Origin of the sequence: Xanthomonas sp. WHRI 8393 (assembly GCF_040203315.1) — a bacterium.
Classification (GTDB): domain Bacteria; phylum Pseudomonadota; class Gammaproteobacteria; order Xanthomonadales; family Xanthomonadaceae; genus Xanthomonas; species Xanthomonas arboricola.
Genome location: NZ_JBEGGL010000005.1, coordinates 15,078 through 34,344 on the forward strand (window position 1 = coordinate 15,078; position 19,267 = coordinate 34,344).

General features: G+C 66.8%; 13 protein-coding genes. 7 read left to right on the forward strand and 6 right to left on the reverse strand.

What is annotated here, in order from left to right; all coding sequences use genetic code 11:
* The first annotated feature begins 102 nt into the window (after nucleotides 1-102).
* From ABQ137_RS16210 to ABQ137_RS16220, 3 genes are all read left to right on the forward strand, one after another.
* A complete protein-coding gene (locus ABQ137_RS16210) occupies nucleotides 103-957 on the forward strand; it encodes an oxidoreductase (RefSeq protein ID WP_022559377.1) in 855 nt (284 codons plus the stop codon).
* Nucleotides 958-1,137: 180 nt separating this feature from the next.
* The gene (locus tag ABQ137_RS16215) at nucleotides 1,138-1,494 is read left to right on the forward strand and encodes an MDR/zinc-dependent alcohol dehydrogenase-like family protein (protein WP_349783178.1); all 357 of its coding nucleotides are present in this window, start codon (nucleotides 1,138-1,140) and stop codon (nucleotides 1,492-1,494) included.
* Nucleotides 1,491-1,913: a hypothetical protein gene (locus ABQ137_RS16220; protein WP_184518761.1), complete on the forward strand. Its 423-nt coding sequence runs from the start codon at nucleotides 1,491-1,493 to the stop codon at nucleotides 1,911-1,913. The genes ABQ137_RS16215 and ABQ137_RS16220 overlap by 4 nt, the downstream gene beginning before the upstream one ends.
* A 193-nt stretch (nucleotides 1,914-2,106) precedes the next feature.
* Here ABQ137_RS16220 and ABQ137_RS16225 read toward each other — a convergent pair whose 3' ends face one another.
* The 6 genes from ABQ137_RS16225 to aptA all read right to left on the reverse strand — a co-directional run bounded on the left by ABQ137_RS16225 (nucleotide 2,107) and on the right by aptA (nucleotide 13,322).
* On the reverse strand, nucleotides 2,107-3,543 hold the full coding sequence (locus ABQ137_RS16225; RefSeq protein WP_349783179.1) for a DHA2 family efflux MFS transporter permease subunit: 1,437 nt from the start codon (nucleotides 3,541-3,543) through the stop codon (nucleotides 2,107-2,109).
* Between the two features lie 318 nt (nucleotides 3,544-3,861).
* The gene (locus ABQ137_RS16230; RefSeq protein WP_184609311.1) at nucleotides 3,862-4,854 is read right to left on the reverse strand and encodes an HD-GYP domain-containing protein; all 993 of its coding nucleotides are present in this window, start codon (nucleotides 4,852-4,854) and stop codon (nucleotides 3,862-3,864) included.
* A gap of 32 nt (nucleotides 4,855-4,886) precedes the next feature.
* Entirely contained in the window at nucleotides 4,887-8,981 is a 4,095-nt protein-coding gene (locus ABQ137_RS16235; protein ID WP_184518768.1) for a CHASE domain-containing hybrid sensor histidine kinase/response regulator, read from the reverse strand.
* 152 nt (nucleotides 8,982-9,133) lie between these two features.
* The gene (locus tag ABQ137_RS16240) at nucleotides 9,134-10,438 is read right to left on the reverse strand and encodes a DUF445 domain-containing protein (protein WP_184518771.1); all 1,305 of its coding nucleotides are present in this window, start codon (nucleotides 10,436-10,438) and stop codon (nucleotides 9,134-9,136) included.
* Nucleotides 10,439-11,000: 562 nt separating this feature from the next.
* Nucleotides 11,001-11,858, reverse strand: coding sequence for a plasmid replication/partition related protein (locus ABQ137_RS16245; protein WP_184518774.1), 858 nt, complete (start codon nucleotides 11,856-11,858; stop codon nucleotides 11,001-11,003).
* A 111-nt stretch (nucleotides 11,859-11,969) separates the two neighbouring features.
* Nucleotides 11,970-13,322, reverse strand: a complete 1,353-nt coding sequence (aptA, locus tag ABQ137_RS16250) for an omega-aminotransferase AptA (RefSeq protein WP_349783180.1) — start codon at nucleotides 13,320-13,322, stop codon at nucleotides 11,970-11,972.
* 410 nt (nucleotides 13,323-13,732) lie between these two features.
* Between aptA and ABQ137_RS16255 the strand changes: the two genes are divergently transcribed.
* The 4 genes from ABQ137_RS16255 to ABQ137_RS16270 are packed head-to-tail and all read left to right on the forward strand — an operon-like array spanning nucleotide 13,733 to nucleotide 18,877.
* Nucleotides 13,733-15,412, forward strand: coding sequence for an OFA family MFS transporter (locus ABQ137_RS16255; RefSeq protein WP_349783181.1), 1,680 nt, complete (start codon nucleotides 13,733-13,735; stop codon nucleotides 15,410-15,412).
* A gap of 6 nt (nucleotides 15,413-15,418) precedes the next feature.
* Nucleotides 15,419-16,264: a formate dehydrogenase accessory sulfurtransferase FdhD gene (fdhD, locus tag ABQ137_RS16260; RefSeq protein ID WP_047125189.1), complete on the forward strand. Its 846-nt coding sequence runs from the start codon at nucleotides 15,419-15,421 to the stop codon at nucleotides 16,262-16,264.
* Nucleotides 16,261-18,609 (forward strand): FdhF/YdeP family oxidoreductase, encoded by a 2,349-nt coding sequence (locus ABQ137_RS16265; RefSeq protein ID WP_184518781.1) that lies wholly within the window; start codon nucleotides 16,261-16,263, stop codon nucleotides 18,607-18,609. Before fdhD ends, ABQ137_RS16265 begins: the two co-directional genes overlap by 4 nt.
* Nucleotides 18,599-18,877 (forward strand): hypothetical protein, encoded by a 279-nt coding sequence (locus ABQ137_RS16270; RefSeq protein ID WP_349783182.1) that lies wholly within the window; start codon nucleotides 18,599-18,601, stop codon nucleotides 18,875-18,877. The genes ABQ137_RS16265 and ABQ137_RS16270 overlap by 11 nt, the downstream gene beginning before the upstream one ends.
* The last annotated feature ends 390 nt before the right edge of the window (nucleotides 18,878-19,267 follow it).

A 19,267-nucleotide genomic window follows, 5' to 3' on the forward strand; every position in this document is an offset into this window, starting at 1 on the left:
TCACCGGTAGAACTGCGTTTTTAGCCAAGCCATCGCATCCCAGTCGCGGCGTGATCGTCAACCGACTGCCGCCCTGTCACTCACTGCACTCAAGGAATTCCAATGACAAGCAAACCCCCTGTTGCGCTGGTGACCGGCGCCTCCTCCGGTATCGGCGAAGCAACTGCCAACGCGTTGGCTGCCGCCGGTTATACGGTGTACGGCACCAGCCGTCGCGGCGCGCAGTCCGGGCAGCGCGCCTTTACGCTGCTGGCGCTGGATGTGACCAGCGATGAATCGGTCGACGCCGCGATCCAGGAGCTGCTGCGACGGGAAGGGCGCATCGACCTGCTGGTCAATAACGCCGGTTTCGGTGTGTCTCCCGCCGCTGCGGAGGAAAGCTCGATCGAGCAGGCCAAGGCCATCCTCGACACCAACTTCCTCGGTGTCGTGCGCATGACGCGCGCAGTGGTGCCGCACATGCGGCGCCAGGGTAGTGGCCGCATCATCAACATCGGCTCGATCATCGGGCTGGTGCCCACGCCGTATGCGGCGCTGTACGCGGCCAGCAAGCACGCGGTGGAGGGTTACTCCGAAGCGGTGGACCACGAGCTGCGCAGCTACGGAATCCGGGTCACGGTAATCGAGCCGGCCTACACCAAAACCCAGTTCGAGGCGAACACTCTCGCCCCGGATGCGCCGCTGGAAAACTACCGTCAGGTGCGTACCCAGGTCGGCCAAGTGGTGGCGCAGGCAATGGCAAGCGCGGACGAGCCCTCCGTCGTGGCCGACGTGGTGGTGAAGGCGGCGCGCGCGCAGCAGCCCAAGGTGCGCTACACCGCGGGCAAGATCGCCGGACAGCTGCAGTTCCTGCGGCGGTTTGCGCCGGCTGGCGTGTTCCAGGCGCTGATTCGCAAGAACCTGCAGCTCGATGCGAAGACGCCACCCGAGACGACGACGCCATCCCACGCCGGATAAGCCCGGCCGACAAACCACTGCAAGTGCCGGTCCTGGCGGTGAGCGCAACAGGTTTCAGCTGCGCCGCGCCGGGTTGCACCGCTGCACAAACGAGCTGCAGCGACTGCAGTGTGCATGCCGTTATCGATGCGTCGGTGGTGACGCGGTCGCGCGCGGCCTTGACCCCAACAGGAGAAGGCAATGACCTTCGATGCAGTGCTTGCCGCTCAGACCAGCGAGCCGGTGGTTACCAGGCTGGCCCGGTTCAACGAAGACGCGTTGATGCCGGGCGAGGTGAGGGTTGCTGTCGAGAATTCGACCGGCAACTGCCACCACGCGATGGCGGTGGCGGTGGCGGTGAGCAGAGCCGGCCCGATCATTCGCAATCTTCCGCTGATTCCTGGCGTCGATCTTGCCGGTGTGGTCCAAGCGTCCCGCGATGCCGGCATTGCAGTTGCAGACCGGTTGCTGGTCGATGGCCGGGGATTGCATCAGCCCCACTCTGGCCGCGACGCGCGGAAGGTGCAGGGGCGGATGGTCGTGGAGATGAACGCATGAGCGCGCTGACTGCATCGCGCGCATTTCGCTACCTGGCCACGCTGTCGGCGTTGTCGTTCTTGGCGTTGGGCGCTGCCTGGCTGCTGGCGCCTGCGGCCATGCTGGCCAATTTGGGCGTGGCCTTCGACAGCGACGCGCTGGGCGTGCTCGGCCGACGCGCCGCACCGCTGTATGCGGCCATCGGCGTCATGCTGCTGCTGGTGCGAACGGCGCCACCGTCGCCAGGGCGCCGTGCCGTGGTTGCGGGCTTCGTCACCGCGTGCCTGTTGCTGGCAGTGCTGGGCGTGGCGGAGTGGGTGGCCGGGCATGTCAACGCCGGCATCTTCGCGGCAGTCGCGATCGAGATCGGCTTTTCGCTGGCGTTCCTGCTGGTGGCGCGTGCCGAGGCCGCGTCGCGGCAAAACGACAAGGCGCGATGATGGCAGGCATGGCGGCGCCTGTGAGGTGCTGTCATGCGAGTTGGCGGACATGACACGTTGCAAGACTGGTCAACCAAGCGGTGCGAGCAATTGGCAATTGATGTGGGTGTCGCATGGAAACCGCAGTCGCCGGGGCGGTGCACGCCGATTCCAGTCACGGCTATGTAGCTGCGCCGGCTACGCAGCCCTGCGGTCAGCCGCTCGAAGCCCGGTGCCCGCTCATTTCCTGCCCGGCATCCTTGTCGAAACGCACATGCCACCAGGTGGCGCTGAGCGAAATCAGGCTGACCACGCAGAACGCCAGCGAAAAATCGCGTTGCGCAGGCTGGGTGTGATCGCCGGCCAGCATCGCCAGCTTGAGGATCATTGCGCCGGCGCATACGCCGACCGAGAGCATCAGTTGCTGCAAGGTGGTGTACAGGCTGCTGGCGCGGCTCATGCGCGATGCGGGCACATTTTCGTAGGCGATAGTGTTGTAGGCGGCGAACTGGAACGACATGAAGGCGCCGCAGCACAGCAGCAGGCCGAACATCAGCGCCGGCGGCCAGTCGGGCCGGAACAACGCACACACCATGTAGCCCAGGCTGGCGAGCACACCGTTGCCGATCAGGCTGTTGCGATAGCCGAAGCGGCGCAGCAACTGCGGGGTGATGCTGCGCATCAGCAGTGCACCGAGCGCGGTGGCCAGGATCAGGCGCCCGCTGTGTGCAGCACTCATGCCGAAGCCGATCTGGAACAGCAGCGGCAGCAGGAATGGATGCGCGCCCTGGGTAATGCGCATCAGCGCACCGCCGATCACCGACAAGCGGAACGAATCGATCCGCAGCAGGCTCAGGTCCAGCAGCGGAGCGGGGTGGTGGCGTGCATGCCACAGATATCCCAGCGCAGCGCTGCCGCCGATGGCCAGCAGCCAGCTCGCGGTACCGATGCCGTCCTGCTGGCTGACCATTTCCAGGCCGAACAGCAGGCAGCCCAACGCGGTGCCGCACAGCACGAAACCGCGCAGGTCGAAACGTGCCAGCGCCGATTCGGTGGGAATTTCCGGAATGAAACGGCGCACCAGCAAAAAGCCGGCAATGCCGATCGGCACGTTGATGTAGAAGATCCAGCGCCAGTCCAGATACGAGACGAAAAATCCACCCAGCGGCGGGCCCAGCATCGGGCCGATGAAGGCCGGCACCAGCGTCCAGGCCATGGCCGACACCAGGTGACGGCGCTCCACCGTGCGCAGCAGGATCAGCCGGCCGAGCGGGGCCATCATCGCGCCGCCGGCGCCTTGCAGTACGCGCGCGGCGACCATGGTGGGCAGGCTGTCAGCCAGCGAACACAGGATCGAGCCGCCGACGAACACCCAGATCGATGCGCCGAACACGCGGCGCAGGCCGAAGCGGTCGGCGATCGCGCCGCTGGCCGGGATCAGCACCGCCAGCGCCAGCAGGTAGCTGGTCATGGCGATGCTCATCGCCGGCGCGGCAACGCCGAAATCGCGCGCCAGGGTCGGCAGCGCGGTCGCCAGCACGGTGGCGTCCATCTGCTCCATGAAGATGGCGCAGGCCAGGATCAGCGAGATGATGCGGTAATCGGGATAACGCGGCGGCGTGACGCCGGCCTCGGACACGCTGGAGGACATCGGACTCTCGGTTGCGGGGCCGCATCGGTGGCGCGCAGATGGCGATCGGACCGGCCCGCGTCGCACGGTGTTGTGCGGCGCAACATGGCTATTGTCCGCCCGTGCGAAGCGGTGTTCAAGCACGCGCCAGGCAACACTGCGTACGCATCACAGGGCCGATAACACCACCAGCCCACCTGAGAGAGCCGTACGCCCCGAAAGACGGGCGCGAATGCCTTGTGCCAACTCACCCGATCGGCCCAGAAACTGATCAGCCCGTCCCGCCCTCGCGCTCCCCGCTCCCCGATTCCCCAATCCCGATTCCCCAATCCCCGCTCTTCAGGTCCCCGGCGCCGCGCTATCCCAGGCATCCATGATCTGCAGGACCTGCGGCAACGCCTCGCGAAATTGCTGCACCAGGCGCGGTTCCAGCTGCTTGCCTGCCATGCTGTCGAGCTTGCGCATCGCATCGTCCACCGTCCACGGCGCCTTGTAGGCGCGCCGCCCGCACAGCGCGTCGAACACGTCGGCCACCGCCACGATGCGCGCCGATTCGGGAATGGCCTCGCCGGCCAGGCCGTTGGGATAGCCGCTGCCGTCCCAGCATTCGTGGTGATGCAGCGCGATTTCCGCAGCCAGCTGAAACACCGGCCCGCGGCCGTGCCGCAGCAGGTCGTGGCCGACCTGCGGGTGCTGGCGCACCACGGTGCGTTCGTGTTCGTCCAATGCACCGGGCTTGTGCAGGATGTTGCCGGGCACCGCGATCTTGCCGGCGTCGTGCAGGGGCGCGGCATCTTGCAGCAGCTGCGCCCGTTGCGCCGGCCAGCCGACCTGCTCGGCCAGCACCTGCGCATAGGCGGCCATGCGCCAGATATGCGCGCCGGTGTCGGCATCCTGGCCTTGCCCGGCGGTCCCGAGCAAATGGATCGCATCGCGATAGTGCTGCGCCAGGCGCGCGCTTTCGGCCAGCTTCAACTGGGTGGCGATGCGCGCCTTGAGCAGGGCGGGCGAGTAGGGCTTGCTGACGTAATCGGCCGCGCCCGCTTCCAGTCCGGTACGTTCGTCGTGCTCGCTGCTGCGCGAGGTCACGAACAGGATCGGGATGGCCGTGCTGGCGGGCTGCTGCTTGAGCGTGCGCGCCACCGCATAGCCGTCTATGTCGGGCAGCTCGACATCCAGCAGGATCAACGCCGGCGTGTGGCGGAGCACCGCCTCCAGCGCTTCGCCGCCGGACTTGGCGAACACCAGCGGAAAATCGTCGCGCAACAGCTGGCGCAGGGTGGCCAGGTTGCTGGATTCATCGTCGACACACAGCAGGGGACGATGCGACATGGGGGCTCCTTGCCAGCCGGCGTGGTGAGCGGTCAGCGCAGGTGAGTGGCTTGCCAGTCGCGCAAGGTGGCCTCGGCGCGACGGAAGTCGAAATCTTCCACCGCACGCTGCAGTGCTTCCTGCAGGTTGCGCGGCAGATGCGGCGCGCAGATCAGCAGCGCGTGGTCGATCATGTCGGCATCGTCGCTGCCCAGGGCCGCTTCCAGGATCTGCACGCTGTCCGCGTCCAGCGCGGCATCGTCATCGCCTGCTTCCGCGTCGCTGTCGCCGTGTTGCAGGAAGGTATGGATCGCCGCGGCGGTACGCTGCATGGTGTCCTTGAGTGCGAGCAGTGCCGAGGTGATGTCGTGGCCCTGCTCGACGCGGGTTTCCAGGTCGCTGGCGGCACCGGCCAGGGCCGGCAACGCCAGCGACCCGGCGGCGCCGCGCAGCTTGTGCGCCAGCGCACCGATCGCCGGCAGCTCGTTGCGGCGCAGATGCTCGGCTGCGGCCTCGGCCGGGTCGGGGTTGTCGCGCAGCAGTTTGAGCAGATAGCGCTCGTACGGTTCGCGCTCGCGCCACAGGCTGCGTGCACGCGCCGCATCCAGCACCTCCGGGTCGGCGTGTTCCCACTCGGGGCCGCCCTGCACAGCGGCCTCGTGCGGCAGCGACGGGATGCGCCGTACACCCGGCTGCAGGAAGTGGCGGATGGCGGTGACCAGTTCCTCCACATTGAACGGCTTGGCGATGAAACCGTTCATGCCCGCTTCCAGCGCTTTCTCCTGTTGTGGGCGAAAGGCGCCGGCAGTCAGCGCGATCACCGGCAGGCTGGCCAGCGCGGGGATCTGCCGCAGCCGCCGCGTGGCTTCATAGCCATCGACCACCGGCATCTGCACGTCCATCAACACCAGCTGGAACAGCTCCGGCGCACGCCGCAGCGTGTTGATGGCCTGTTCGCCGTCGTGGGCGACCGTGACCATGGCGCCTTCGCCTTCGAGAATGCGCTGCGCCACTTCGCAGTTGATTTCGCTGTCGTCCACCAGCAGCAGATGCGCGCCTTCCAGCCGACGCGCCACGAAGGTGGGCGCCACCGGCCGCGCGCCGGGGCGTTCGTGGACCAGTTGCTCCACCAGCCGGTGCAGCGCCGCGCTGGTCACCGGCTTGGTCATCACCGCATCCAGGTCCTGTTGCTCGGGATGCTGCTCCAGCAGCCGGCGCTCGTAGGCGGTGACCATGACGATCACCGGATGCGGGCCGGGCACGGCGCGTGCGCGGATCTGCCGCGCGATCGCCACACCGTCGATATCGGGCATGCGCCAGTCGAGCAGGAAGATGTCGTAGGGCTCGCTGGCCTGCTCGATCGCCTGCAGGGCGGCCTGGCCGCTGGCGACCGCATCCACGCGCCAGCCGAGTTCGCTGGCGATGCGCACCAGGTTGTTGAGCGCCGCATCGTGGTCGTCGGCGATCAACACCCGCGGCATCGCTTCCGGCGGCAGCGCCGGCAGGTCGCGCTGCGCCAGCGGCGGGGCGGATTTTTCCAGCGTCACCACGAAATAGAACTCGCTGCCGCGGCCGGGCACGCTTTCCACCTCCAGCTCGCCGCCCATCAATTCGATCAGGCGCCGGCTGATGGTCAGGCCCAGGCCGCTGCCGCCGTAGCGCCGGCTGGTGGAGGTGTCGGCCTGCAGGAACGGCGAGAAGATCAGGCTCTGCTTTTCCTTGGAAATGCCGATGCCGGTGTCGCGCACCGAGAACAGCAGCTTGAGCTTGTTCGGATCGCCGCTGGGGAAGCGCCGCACCGACAGCACCACTTCGCCCTGCTCGGTGAACTTGATCGCGTTGCCGACCAGGTTGACCAGCACCTGGTTGATGCGCAGCGCATCGCCGAGCAACCAGCGGCAGTCGCGCGGCAGTGGCTCGACGATCATCTCCACCGGTTTGGTGCTGAGCGAGGAACGCATCAGGTCGGCGATGTTGTCGAACAGTTGATTGAGGTCGAACGGTGCGCGTTCCAGATCGATGCGCCCGGCCTCGATCTTGGAGAAGTCCAGGATGTCGTTGATGATCTCCAGCAGCGAGCGCGCGGAGCGGTCGATCTTGGTCACCATGTCCTGTGCCGCACTGGGCAGTTCGCTGCGCTGGAGCAGGTACAGCATGCCCAGGATCGCGTTCATCGGGGTGCGGATCTCGTGGCTCATGTTGGCCAGGAAATCGGACTTGGACTGGTTGGCGCTCTTGGCCGCATCCATCGCCAGGCGCAGTTGTTTCTCGTGCAGTTTCTGCTCGGTCAGGTCCACCGCCATGCCCAGGTAACCGATCACCTGGTCGTTATCGTCGCGCAGGGTGCTCAGGGTCAGCAGCACCGGCAGGCGGCGGCCTTCGTGGCTGACGTAGGTCCATTCGCTGGTGTCGCTGCGGCCCAGGCTGGTCAGCGCGGCGATTGCCTCCAGCGTATGCGCCACCGGGGCGCCGGTCTGCTCGGACAGCAGGTGCGCGCGCTCCTGCAGTTCCTCCTGCTCGATGAACTGGCCGGCCTTGCGGCGGCCGATCACCTCGTCGGCGTTGTAGCCCAGCAGTTTTTCCGCGGCGCGATTAAACAGCGTGACAAAGCCGCCGGAGTCGGTGGCGATGATGGCAAAGCCGGCGTGTGCCAGGATCGCCCGGTGCAGCGCGGAGAACTTCATCAATTCGCTGGTGCGTTCGGCGACCTGGTGTTCGAGCGATGCATTCAGGTCGACGATGCGCTGATGCGAACGCACCCGCTCGGAGATGTCGCGGAAGAAGTGCGAGTGCCCGCTCAGGGTGGCATCGCGTTCGATAATCGGGGCCTTGCTGGCCAGCACATGGACCAGATGCCCATCGCGATGGCGCATGCTCAGCGCGGCCGAGGTATCGACCGAATGGTGCTCGTCGGCGTGCTCGATGTCGGGGATCGCATATGGCTGCGGCGACAGCAGCATCGTCAGGTTCTGGCCGATCGCCTCGTCCGCGCTGTAGCCGAACATCGCTTCGGCAGCGGGATTCCAGTGGGTGATGTGTCCGTCCGGGGTTTCGGCAACGATGGCCTCGCTGGAATGGCTGACCAGTGCCGCCAGCTCCATCTGTTTGCGCAGCACTTCCTCGCGCCGCAGGCCGTTGCTGAAATACAGCACCAGCAATGCCGCCAGCAGCACCGACACGCCCAGCACCAGGCCGCCGGTCAGCCATGGCGAGGTCTGGTTGAGCGAGGCCAGGAAGCTGGCGGTGGGGTGGGCGGTGATGATCCAGGTGCGGCCGTAGATCTGCAGCTGCTGGATCACCGGCGGGCGACGCGCGCTGTCGCTGGACGGCGTGCCGCTGCGAAAGAAGTTGTGGGTGGGCTCGCTGCGGTCGGACAGATCCAGCGCCACGTCGTCACGCTCGCCCAGGGTGCTTTCCACCATCTGTTCGACGCTGAAGGGCGCGTAGACCCAGCCGCTGGTCGCGGCCATGCGCTGTTGCGGCGTCTGCAGCGGCATGCCCTCGCGATAGACCGCCAGCAGCACCAGGAATCCGCTCTCGCTGGGAATGCGATAACCGGACAGCGAGATCGGCGAGGTCATGATCGGCACGCCGCTGCGTGCGGCCTGCAGTGCCGCCGCGCGGCGACGCGGATCGGAGGCGATGTCCAGACCGATCGGACGGTTGCCCGAGGACTCCGGTTCGAAATACAGCACGATGTAACGCTCGCCGTCCCAGGGCGCCAGCGGCCGGCGCTTGATGTCCGGTGCACCGTCCGCGCGCGCGGCCTGCAGGAAGGCCTCTTCGTCGGCGGGCGCGACGCGATGGATGTAGCCGTAACCCAGTACGCCGGGGAACTCGCGCGTGTAATCGCGCGAGCGGCTGTACAAGGTGAAGCGGTCGCGACTGATGACATCCTTGCCGGCGCCGATCAAGGCACCGCGTGCGCCGCGCAACCCGTGTTCGAAGGTATACATGCGCTCGCTGATGTTGCGTGTCAGCGTGCGCACGACATAGTTGAAACGCTGCTCGCGCTCGAGCTCGTTATGTCGCTGTAGCGACAGGCCGGCGAGAATGGCGGCAATCAGACCTGTGGCGAGAATCAGCAGGGCACCGATCGATGCGCGGCGCCCGTATTTTCTGCGCAGATCCCAGCGGCCATTCGGCATTTCTGTTCCTTTGCCTTGCCTGTTGCGTGCCCGGTGTGCTGGCCGACGGCGAGGCCGGTCTCGTGGTGGCGCCTGACGATCATCAGAACCCGTGCAAACTCCCCGGCGTCCGCACGTGCTTCCGGTGGGCGATCAACGTCATTGCCAATGCATCAGAACGCCAGCCAGATCGATAATGCGTGAAGGGCAAGCCCGATCAGTCCGCCCACCAACGTTCCATTAAACCGAATGTATTGCAGATCGCGTCCGACACCCAATTCCAATTGTTCGACGAGGTGACGTTCGTCCCAACTTTTCATCGTCGACGCGATATGGTCGGTCACCGATGCGCGCAGACGCGTGGTGAGTTTGTCCGCGGCCTGCAACATGTGCTGGTTGAGCGCTTCGCGCAGCGAGGGATCCTGCGACAAGGCCTGGCCGAGCGATTGCATGGAGCGCTCCATGTGCGCGGCCATCGACGATTCTTCACGCGCCAGGTCGTTGCGCAGTGCATCGCGGATCTCGCCCCACAGGCCTTGCACGTAGTCCTGCAAGGCCGGATGTTCGATCACGCGTTGCTTGAGCTCCTCCACGCGCTCGGCCATTGCCGGCTCGTCGCGCAGGCGCGCGATGTAGCGTTGCAGCCACGCTTCGTAGTCGAGCCTGATCGGGTGCTCGGGGGTCTTGAGGATGTCCTGCAACTCCTCGATCGCCGCCCGCGCCATGCGGTCGGCCAGGCTGTCGCCGATCTCCTCGATCGGCTTGACCCAGTTCACCGTGCCGACCAGCTTGGGCCACTCGCGCCGCGCGTAACGCACGATCAAGGCCGAGGCACGCGTCTTGACCTGCTCCTGATCCAGCCACTCGCCCAGGCGCAGCAGCACCTCGTCCAGCAATTTCTGATGCCGGCCGTCGGTGGTGAGCAGTGCCATCACATCGCCGACGGTGGCGGCTGCATTCCATTTGCGCAGACGGTCGACCACGAAGCGCTGGATCGCGCGGCGCACCGCGGCCTCGTCCAGCAGTTCCAGCGCCTGCAGCATCCAGCTGCGCGCCATTTGCGCGAGCATGCGCGCCTGTTCGGGTTTGGCCAGCCATTCGCCGAGGCGGCTGGCGGGGTCGAACACGCGCAGTTTGTCCATCAACGCCTCGGGGGCGAGGAACTGGTCGCGCACGAATACCGCCAGGCCGTCGGCCAGACGGTCCTTGCCGCGCGGCAGGATGGCGGTGTGCGGAATCGGCAGGCCCATCGGCCGCCGGAACAAGGCCACTACCGCGAACCAGTCGGCCAGTGCGCCGACCGTGGCCGCTTCGCAGAAGGCCGAGACCCAGGCCCAGACGCCTTGTTCGCCCATCAGGTGGCTGACGACGAAGCCGGCGAACATGGCCAGCAGCAGGGCCACCGCCAACAGCTTCATGCGCTGCAGCTGGGCACGACGGGGATCGACGGGGCGGGGAATGCTGACGCTTGGTTCCATCTGCGCAGTGTACCCAGTCGCCGGAGCACGGCATGTCCACGGCCGGGCGTGACGGCGCGGTAGGAGCGCGCCTGAGCGCGACGGCGTTACCGGGAACGCCATGTCGCGCCCGGGTGCGCTCCTACGGGTGTTTGCGGCGATCGCGGTAGTAGCCGATCGGTTTGTAGGAGCGCGCCTGAGCGCGATGGCGTTACTGGGAACGCCATGTCGCGCCCGGGTGCGCTCCTACGGGTGGTTGCAGCAATCGCGGTACTAGCCGATCGGTTTGTAGGAGCGCGCCTGAGCGCGATGGGGTTACCGGGAATGCCATGTCGCGCCCGGGTGCGCTCCTACGGGTGGTTGCAGCGATCGCGGTAGTAGCCGATCGGTTTGTAGGAGCGCGCCTGAGCGCGATGGGGTTACCGGGCAGGCCATGTCGCGCCCGGGTGCGCTCCTACGGGTGGTTGCGGCGATCGCGGTAGCGGCTGACCGCTCCTGTAGGAGCGCGCCTGAGCGCGATGGGGTTACTGGGAACGCCATGTCGCGCCCGGGTGCGCTCCTACGGTGATGCACCGTCCGGCACTTAGCCGCGCAGGCGCTCCAGCTGTGATTGCAGCGCGGTCACCTTGGCCTGCAGCGCGGCGTTTTCGTTTTCCAGTTCGGTGACACGGCGTTGCAGGGCTTTCATGTCGCGGCGTTCGGCTTCGCCGCCTTCGGCCTCGTCGGGCTTGGGTTTGCGCTTGGCGTCGCGTACGCGCTTGGCAGCCTGTTTGAGCTCGGCCTTGCCGGCCTGCGCGGCGGCGCGCTGTTCGTCCTCGGACAAGGTGGCCACGGCAGCGGCGGCGCTGATCGAAATCTCGCCGGCCTTGACCGCCTGCACCACTTCCGGGGCGGCCTGCTTGTGGATGCGCTCGATCATCACCACCTGGTTGTTGCTCAGGCGGGCCTCGCGCGCCAGCTCGGCGCGGCTGACCAGGGTGGAGGTCTCTTCCCACGGCGGGCTGTCGTTGTCCGTGGCCGCCGGCGTGGCGTCGTGGTCGACGCCGGTGGCCGGCTGCTCAATGTCGGCAACCGCCGGCGCTTCGGCAGCGGCGTCGGCGTCGCGCTGGCTGCGCTGGCGCGCGGCCAGGATCTCGCGCTTGCGCAGTGCCAGCACGCCACGCTGGAAGTCCGACACGCTGCGCCGGCCCAGGTGCTGCTCGATCATCCACAGCTGCACGTCCTGCATCGACTGGAAGCGCGGGTTCTGCACGGTCTGGAACGGCAGGTCGTGCTTCTGGCAGATGCCGTAGCGGTTGTGGCCATCCACCAGCACATCGCCCCACAGCACCAGCGCATCGCGGCAGCCTTCGGCCAGCAGGCTGCGCTCCAGCGCCTCGTGCTCGTCGGGCGTCAGCGGGTCGATGTAGGCCTTGAGTTCTTCTTTGACAACGATGTTCATGCGGCAACTGCGGGGAAGTGCGGGGCCGGCATTGTAGTGAGCCTGCCCCGGCTTTGCGCGCTTGACCGCGCCGCGTGCGGGCGTTACGCGCGGGCGCCTGTGCCCTGGTCGTCAGGCGGTGCTGCGCAGGATCCTGCCCAGCGTTTCGACCATCTGCCCGATCTGCTCGGGGGTGACGATCAGCGGTGGTGACAGCGCGATGACATCGCCGGTGACGCGCACCAGCAGGCTGCCGTCGTGGAAGCAGCGTTCGAACACCTCGTAGCCGCGTGCGCCGGGCGCGCCGTCGCGTGGCGCCAGCTCGATCGCGCCGATCAGGCCGATGTTGCGGATGTCGATGACGTGCGGCAGCCCGCGCAAGCTGTGCAGCGCGTCTTCCCATTGCGGGCCCAGCGTGATCGCGCGGTCGAACAGGTGTTCTTCGGCGTAGGTGTCCAGCGCGGCGATGGCCGCGGCGCAGGCCAGCGGATGGCCGGAATAGGTGTAGCCGTGGAAGAGCTCGATCGCATTCTGCGGCCCCTGCATGAAGGCCGCGTGGATCGCATCGGCCACTAGGACCGCGCCCATTGGCACGCTACCGCTGGTCAGCCCCTTGGCGGCGGTGATCAGGTCCGGCGTGACGCCGAAGCGTTGCGCCGCGAACGCCTCGCCGACCCGTCCGAAGCCGGTGATGACCTCGTCGAACACCAGCACGATGCCGTGGCGGTCGCAGATGGCGCGCAGCCGCTGCAGATAGCCTTCCGGCGGCAGGATCACCCCGGCCGAGCCGGACACCGGCTCGACGAAGACCGCCGCAATGGTCGAGGCGTCGTGCAGGGTGATCAGGCGTTCCAGATCGTCGGCCAGCTCGGCGCCGTGCGCCGGCAGCCCGCGCGCGTAGGCATTGCGTTGCAGATCCAGCGTATGCCGCAGATGGTCGGTGCCGGCCAGCAGGGGGCCGAACCATTTGCGGTTGTTGGGCAGCCCGCCGATCGACATGCCGCCGAAGCCGACCCCGTGATAGGCCTTCTCGCGGCCGATGAAGCGGGTACGCTGGCCCTCGCCGCGCAGGCGGTGGTAGGCCAGCACGATCTTCATCGCACTATCGACCGCCTCCGAGCCGGAGTTGGTGAAGAACACATGGCCCAGGCCGGGCGGTGCGATCGCGGCCAGCCGCTGCGCCAGCACGAACGGCAGCGGTGAACCCATCTGGAAGGTCGGGGCGAAATCCAGCGTGCCGGCCTGCTCACGGATCGCCGCCACGATGCGTTCGCGGGCGTGGCCGGCATTGCAGCACCACAGCCCGGCGGTGCCGTCCAGGATCTGGCGGCCGTCGACATCGCGGTAGTACATGCCGGCAGCGGAGGCCAGCAGGCGCGGGCGCGCCTTGAACTGGCGGTTGGCGGTGAACGGCATCCAGAACGCGTCCAGGTGCGCCGGTGCCTGCAGCGCGTGCGCGCCATCGCGCGGAGGGTGGTCGTGCATGGCGGACTCCGTCGCTGGAAAGCGTCCGACTGTACGGCCACCGCGCCTCGGCCGTCACCCCGGCCGAGCGCGACGGCGAGCACGATTTGCGGACCCGCATGCGCCGATCCGCATGGACTAGTCAATTAGTCGCAACGTCGGCCGCTAAGCTGTGGGAACGCCTTGTGGCGCAGGCCATGACGGGTTTTTGACTGGCTGCGGGGCGTGCCGAAGCATTGCAAAGATTCAACGATCGCCGATGATGCGCCAGACGAGTGCCAGTTGGGCCTGGTAGTCGCCGCTGCCCTTATCGCAACACGTCAATCGATCGCAGCCATCAATCGTTTTCGGAACCACTGACACCGCCTGCATGCAGCCATCCTGTTGGGCGCTCCGGACACACTTCATCGCACTTTTTTAGGGGAACGGGAATGACACAAGGGTCCACCGTGGCGAGCGCCAACGGCTCAGACGCCGGCCTGCTGTCCAAGGAGCGCATCGTTGCGCGTCCGGGCTTCAATCGTTGGTTGGTACCGCCGGCGGCACTGGCGATCCACCTGTGTATCGGCATGGCCTATGGCTTCAGCGTGTTCTGGTTGCCGCTGTCCAAGGCGCTGGGCATCACCGAGGCGATCGCGTGCCCGGCCGACATGGGCCTGTTCGCGCGCATGGTCGCCACCACCTGCGACTGGAAGATCAGCGAGTTGCAGTGGATGTACACGCTGTTCTTCGTGCTGCTGGGCTGCTCGGCGGCGATCTGGGGCGGCTGGCTGGAACGTGCCGGCCCGCGCAAGGCCGGTGTGGTCTCGGCGCTGTGCTGGTGCGGTGGCCTGGTGATTTCGGCAGCCGGCATCCACTTCCATCAGATCTGGATGCTGTGGCTGGGCTCGGGCGTGATCGGCGGGATTGGCCTTGGCCTGGGTTACATCTCGCCGGTGTCGACGCTGATCAAGTGGTTCCCGGACCGCCGCGGCATGGCGACCGGCATGGCGATCATGGGCTTCGGTGGCGGCGCGATGATCGGCAGCCCGCTGGCCGATGCGCTGATGCGCCACTTCGCCACGCCGACCTCGGTGGGCGTACTGGAAACCTTCCTGGTGATGGCGGCGCTGTACTTCGTCTTCATGATGGCTGGCGCGTTCGGGTACCGCGTGCCGCCGAGCGGCTGGACCCCCGCCGGCTGGACCGCGCCGGTGGCCAGCAACAACGCCATGATCACTGCCAACCACGTGCACGTGAGCAAGGTCTGGGGCATCCCGCAGTTCTGGCTGCTGTGGGGCGTTCTGTGCCTGAACGTGTCGGCCGGCATCGGCGTGATCGGCATGTCCTCGCCGATGCTGCAGGAAGTGTTCGGCGGCCGGTTGATCGGGGTGGACGTCGGCTTCGGCAGCCTGGACACGGCGCAGCTGGCCAGCATCGCGGCCATCGCGGCCGGCTTCACCGGCCTGCTCAGCCTGTTCAACATCGGCGGGCGCTTCTTCTGGGCCAGCATGTCCGACAAGCTCGGCCGCAAGAACACCTACACGCTGTTCTTCGTGCTGGGCATCTGCCTGTACGCGGCTGCGCCGTCGGCCGGCGGTGTGGGCGGCATCGCGCTGTTTGCGGGCATCTTCTGCATCATCCTGTCGATGTACGGCGGCGGCTTTGCCACCATCCCGGCATATCTGGCCGACCTGTTCGGCACCCAGATGGTCGGCGCCATCCACGGCCGCCTGCTGACCGCCTGGGCCACCGCCGGCATCCTCGGTCCGGTGGTGGTCGGCTACATGCGCGAGTACCAGCTGGCCCACGGCAGCCCGCCGTCACAGGTCTACAACACCACCATGTACATCCTCGCCGGCATGTTGGTGCTCGGTCTGATCTGCAACCTGTTGGTGCGCCCGGTGGCCGCGCGTCATTTCATGACGCCGGAAGAATTGGCGCGCGAGAAGCAGCTGGCGCACGAGAAGGTGGACCGCAGCGGCAAGGCGGTGCTGCCGCCGGAGCAGATGGCGCGCATCGGGCATGGCGGTAATCCCGCCCTGGTCGCGCTGGCCTGGCTGGCGGTGGGCGTGCCGATGTCCTGGGGCATTTGGGTCACGCTGCAGAAAGCCTTCGTGCTGTTTCATTGAGATGAGATGACACTTCCGTCTTCCCGTTCCGTGCGCGCCGGCAGTGTGGTGCGCACGGTTGTCCGCCACCGCGGCGGCCGTAACGCCACGGTGCAGGACATGGTGGCGGCCGAAATGCCGGTCGCCTTCCACTACAACGGCGTGCCGTTCGCGGTGATGATGGCCACGCCGGAAGACCTGGAAGATTTCGCATTCGGGTTCTCGCTGAGCGAGGGCATCGTCGACCAGCCGCAGGATCTGCGGGTGGTGGCGGTGGAGACGTTTCTGGAAGGCGCCTCGCTGCAGATCGAGATCCCGCCCGAACGTGCCGCCGCGCTGGACCGGCGACGGCGCAATCTGGATGGCCGCAGCGGTTGCGGGGTGTGCGGCAACGAATCGATCGAGGCAGTGCTGCGTGTGCCGCCGGCGCTGCAGTCGTCATTGCAGATAGATGCGCAGGCATTGGCGCGTGCGCTGGAAGCGCTGCATGCGCAGCAGCCGATCGCCGCGCAGACCGGCGCGGTGCATGCCGCCGGTTGGGCCGATGCGCACGGTGTGGTGCGCTACGTGCGCGAAGACGTCGGCCGGCATAACGCGCTCGACAAGTTGATCGGTGCGCTGGCGCGGGAGCGCGTCGATGCATCGCAAGGGTTTGCGGTGGTGACCAGCCGCGCCAGTTACGAAATGGCCATGAAAGCCGCGCAGGCCCGGATCCCGCTGCTCGCAGCGATTTCGGCGCCGACCGCGCTGGCGATCAGCCTGGCCGACAGTGCGGGACTGACCCTGATCGGGTTTGCCCGCGATCACGATTGTGTCGTTTACAGCCATCCGCAGCGCCTAAATCTGGGCGTTGGCGTGGGAGAGCCCGCATGAGCAAGAAGACCATCCAGCAATACGACAATCCCGCCGGCGGCTGGGGCGCATTGCGCTCGGTTGCCAAGCATCTGATGGAACAGGACATCGCGGTGCAGGGCGCCAAGACGCTGCTGCACGCCAACCAGCCGGACGGTTTCGACTGCCCCGGCTGCGCCTGGCCCGACCGCGATCACACCTCCACCTTTGAGTTTTGCGAGAACGGCGCCAAGGCCGTCGCGGCAGAGTCCACGGCGCGCCGCGCCGGGCCGGAGCTGTTCGCCTCGCACAGCGTCAGCCTGCTGTCGCAGTACAGCGACTACTGGCTGGAAGGGCAGGGCCGGCTGACCCAGCCGATGCGTTACGACGCGGCCACCGACCACTACGTGCCGGTGAGCTGGGACGAGGCGTTTGCGCAGATCGCCGGGCACCTCAACGGGCTGGCATCGCCGGACGAGGCGATCTTCTACACCTCCGGGCGCACCAGCAACGAAGCGGCCTTCCTGTATCAGTTGTTCGTGCGCGAGTTCGGCACCAACAACTTCCCCGACTGCTCCAACATGTGCCACGAGCCCTCCGGCACCGCGCTGCGCTCACAGATCGGCGTGGGCAAGGGCACGGTGTCGCTGCACGATTTCGAACTGGCCGATGCGATCTTCATCTTCGGCCAGAATCCGGGCACCAATCACCCGCGCATGCTGGGCGAGTTGCGTCAGGCCTCCAAGCGCGGCGCGGCGATTGCGGCATTCAATCCGTTGCGCGAGCGCGGGCTGGAGAAGTTCGCCGACCCGCAGGACAAGCTGGAGATGCTGCACAACGGCTCCACCCGCATCGCCTCGGATTATTTCCAGCTCAAGATCGGCGGCGATCTAGCCGCGGTCAAGGGCATCATCAAGCATGTGCTGGAGCGCGACGCACAAGCCCAGCGCGACGGCACGCCACGCCTGCTGGATCTGGAATTCATCGACGCCCACACCGCCAACTTCGACGCTTTCGCTGCCGAGGTGCATGGCGAATCCTGGGACACCATCGTCGAGGAGTCCGGGCTGGACGAGGTGGCGCTGCGCAAGGCCGGCGAACTCTATCTCAATGCCGAGCGCGTGATCGCCTGCTGGGGCATGGGCATCACCCAGCACAAGCATTCGGTGGCCACCATCCACATGATCACCAACCTGCTGTTGCTGCGCGGCCATCTGGGCCGGCCGGGCGCGGGCGTGTGCCCGGTGCGCGGACACAGCAACGTGCAGGGCGACCGCACGATGATGATCTACGAAAAACCGCCGGCCGCGTTTCTGGACAAGTTGCAGACGCTGTTCGGGTTCGCGCCACCGCGCGAAGACGGTTTCGACACTGTCGGTGCGATCGAGGCGATGCTGGACGGGCGCGGCAAGGTGTTCTTCGCGATGGGCGGCAACTTCGCTGCCGCCACGCCGGATACCGACGCCACCCATCGCGCGCTGCGCAACTGCGAACTCACCGTGCATGTCACCACCAAGCTCAATCGCAGCCACCTGGTGCATGGGCGCGATGCGCTGATCTTGCCATGCCTGGGCCGTACCGAAATCGACATCCAGGACGCTGGCTCGCAAGGCGTGACGGTGGAAGATTCGATGAGCATGGTGCACCTGTCGGCCGGCATCAATCCGCCGGCCTCGCCGGAGCTGTTGTCCGAGCCGGCGATCGTGGCGCGGCTGGCCGAGGCGACGCTGGGTACGCGCAGCGCGATCCGCTGGCGTTGGCTGGTGGGCGACTACGACCGCATTCGCGACCTGATTGCCCAGGTGTTCCCCGATTTTGCCGACTTCAATCAGCGCGTGCGGGTGCCGGGCGGCTTCCGCCTGTCCAACACCGCGCGCGATCGCCAGTGGGTGACGCCCGAGAAGCGCGCGGTGTTCAAGCCGCACGCGGTGCCGACCGACAACCCGATCCATCGCGCACGCCGCAGCCACACCGAGCAGATGGTGTTTACGCTGGCCACCACGCGCTCGCACGATCAATACAACACCACCATCTACGGGCTGGACGATCGCTACCGCGGCGTGTTCGGCGAGCGTCGCGTGCTCTTCATCAATGGCGCGGATATCGCCGCGTTGAACATGAAGGCCGGTGACTGGGTGGACCTGGAGAGCCTGTGCGAGGACGGCGTGCATCGCGAGGCGCGCCGCTTCCTGCTGGTGGACTACAACATTCCGCGCGGCTGCCTGGCGGCGTATTACCCGGAAACCAACGCGCTGGTGCCGCTGTCCAGCTTCGCCGACGAAGCGCGCACGCCCACTTCCAAGTCGATTCCGGTGATCGTGCTGCCGCACCGCGCCGAAACCGCCGATGCAGCGCCACGCGACATCGGAGCGGTGCTTGTCCGCTGATCCGCAGCTCACCGCGCTGCTGCTTGCCGCGTTGGCCGACACGCCCGAGGGCGTGTCGCTGGCGCGCCTGTGCAAGCAACTGGGCGTGCGCATGAGCGTGCTGCTGCGCACCCTGGCGTGGCTGGGCAGTGCCAGCCTGTATGGTCAACCCGGTCCAGGCTGGATCCAGCTGGAAGACCGCGGCGAGCGCCAATTTGCAGTGCTGACGGATCTCGGGCTGGCAGCGCATGCGCAACGTGCAATGACGCAAACGCAGCCGTGCGACTGAGTAACTTGCTGGTTCTTCCCGGCTGAGGAGAGCAGGAGACTGAAGCCTCTTCACTTGTACGGGAAGCTCGATCAGACGCAACCTGATCCGAACAACGCAGGCTACGCTTTGCTTGCAACCAAACACACCGACCATCTTGACTGGTCCTTGTCCGCTCACCGTCGCGGGACCTTACGCGGCATGGATGCCGCGTAAGAGCCTACATGGACGTACTTGCGGCGTGTCCTGCGATGGTGGGCGGGCAAGGGCCCCGCAGCAAAGTCGCAGACCCGACGCTCTGCAAGCGATCTATCAGCACTATCCGACCACTCCAAGACCCACCGAGCTCTTCAATCGTGGCGCCGTTATGGATGCAGTCTAAGACTTGGGTCAAAAGCCTGGTTGATCGAG

Coding starts and splice junctions, on each gene's coding strand:
- ABQ137_RS16210 (WP_022559377.1), top strand. CDS start 103: ATGACAAGCAAACCCCCTGTTGCGCTGGTGACCGGCGCCTCCTCCGGT.
- ABQ137_RS16215 (WP_349783178.1), top strand. CDS start 1,138: ATGACCTTCGATGCAGTGCTTGCCGCTCAGACCAGCGAGCCGGTGGTT.
- ABQ137_RS16220 (WP_184518761.1), top strand. CDS start 1,491: ATGAGCGCGCTGACTGCATCGCGCGCATTTCGCTACCTGGCCACGCTG.
- ABQ137_RS16225 (WP_349783179.1), bottom strand. CDS start 3,543: ATGTCCTCCAGCGTGTCCGAGGCCGGCGTCACGCCGCCGCGTTATCCC.
- ABQ137_RS16230 (WP_184609311.1), bottom strand. CDS start 4,854: ATGTCGCATCGTCCCCTGCTGTGTGTCGACGATGAATCCAGCAACCTG.
- ABQ137_RS16235 (WP_184518768.1), bottom strand. CDS start 8,981: ATGCCGAATGGCCGCTGGGATCTGCGCAGAAAATACGGGCGCCGCGCA.
- ABQ137_RS16240 (WP_184518771.1), bottom strand. CDS start 10,438: ATGGAACCAAGCGTCAGCATTCCCCGCCCCGTCGATCCCCGTCGTGCC.
- ABQ137_RS16245 (WP_184518774.1), bottom strand. CDS start 11,858: ATGAACATCGTTGTCAAAGAAGAACTCAAGGCCTACATCGACCCGCTG.
- aptA (WP_349783180.1), bottom strand. CDS start 13,322: ATGCACGACCACCCTCCGCGCGATGGCGCGCACGCGCTGCAGGCACCG.
- ABQ137_RS16255 (WP_349783181.1), top strand. CDS start 13,733: ATGACACAAGGGTCCACCGTGGCGAGCGCCAACGGCTCAGACGCCGGC.
- fdhD (WP_047125189.1), top strand. CDS start 15,419: ATGACACTTCCGTCTTCCCGTTCCGTGCGCGCCGGCAGTGTGGTGCGC.
- ABQ137_RS16265 (WP_184518781.1), top strand. CDS start 16,261: ATGAGCAAGAAGACCATCCAGCAATACGACAATCCCGCCGGCGGCTGG.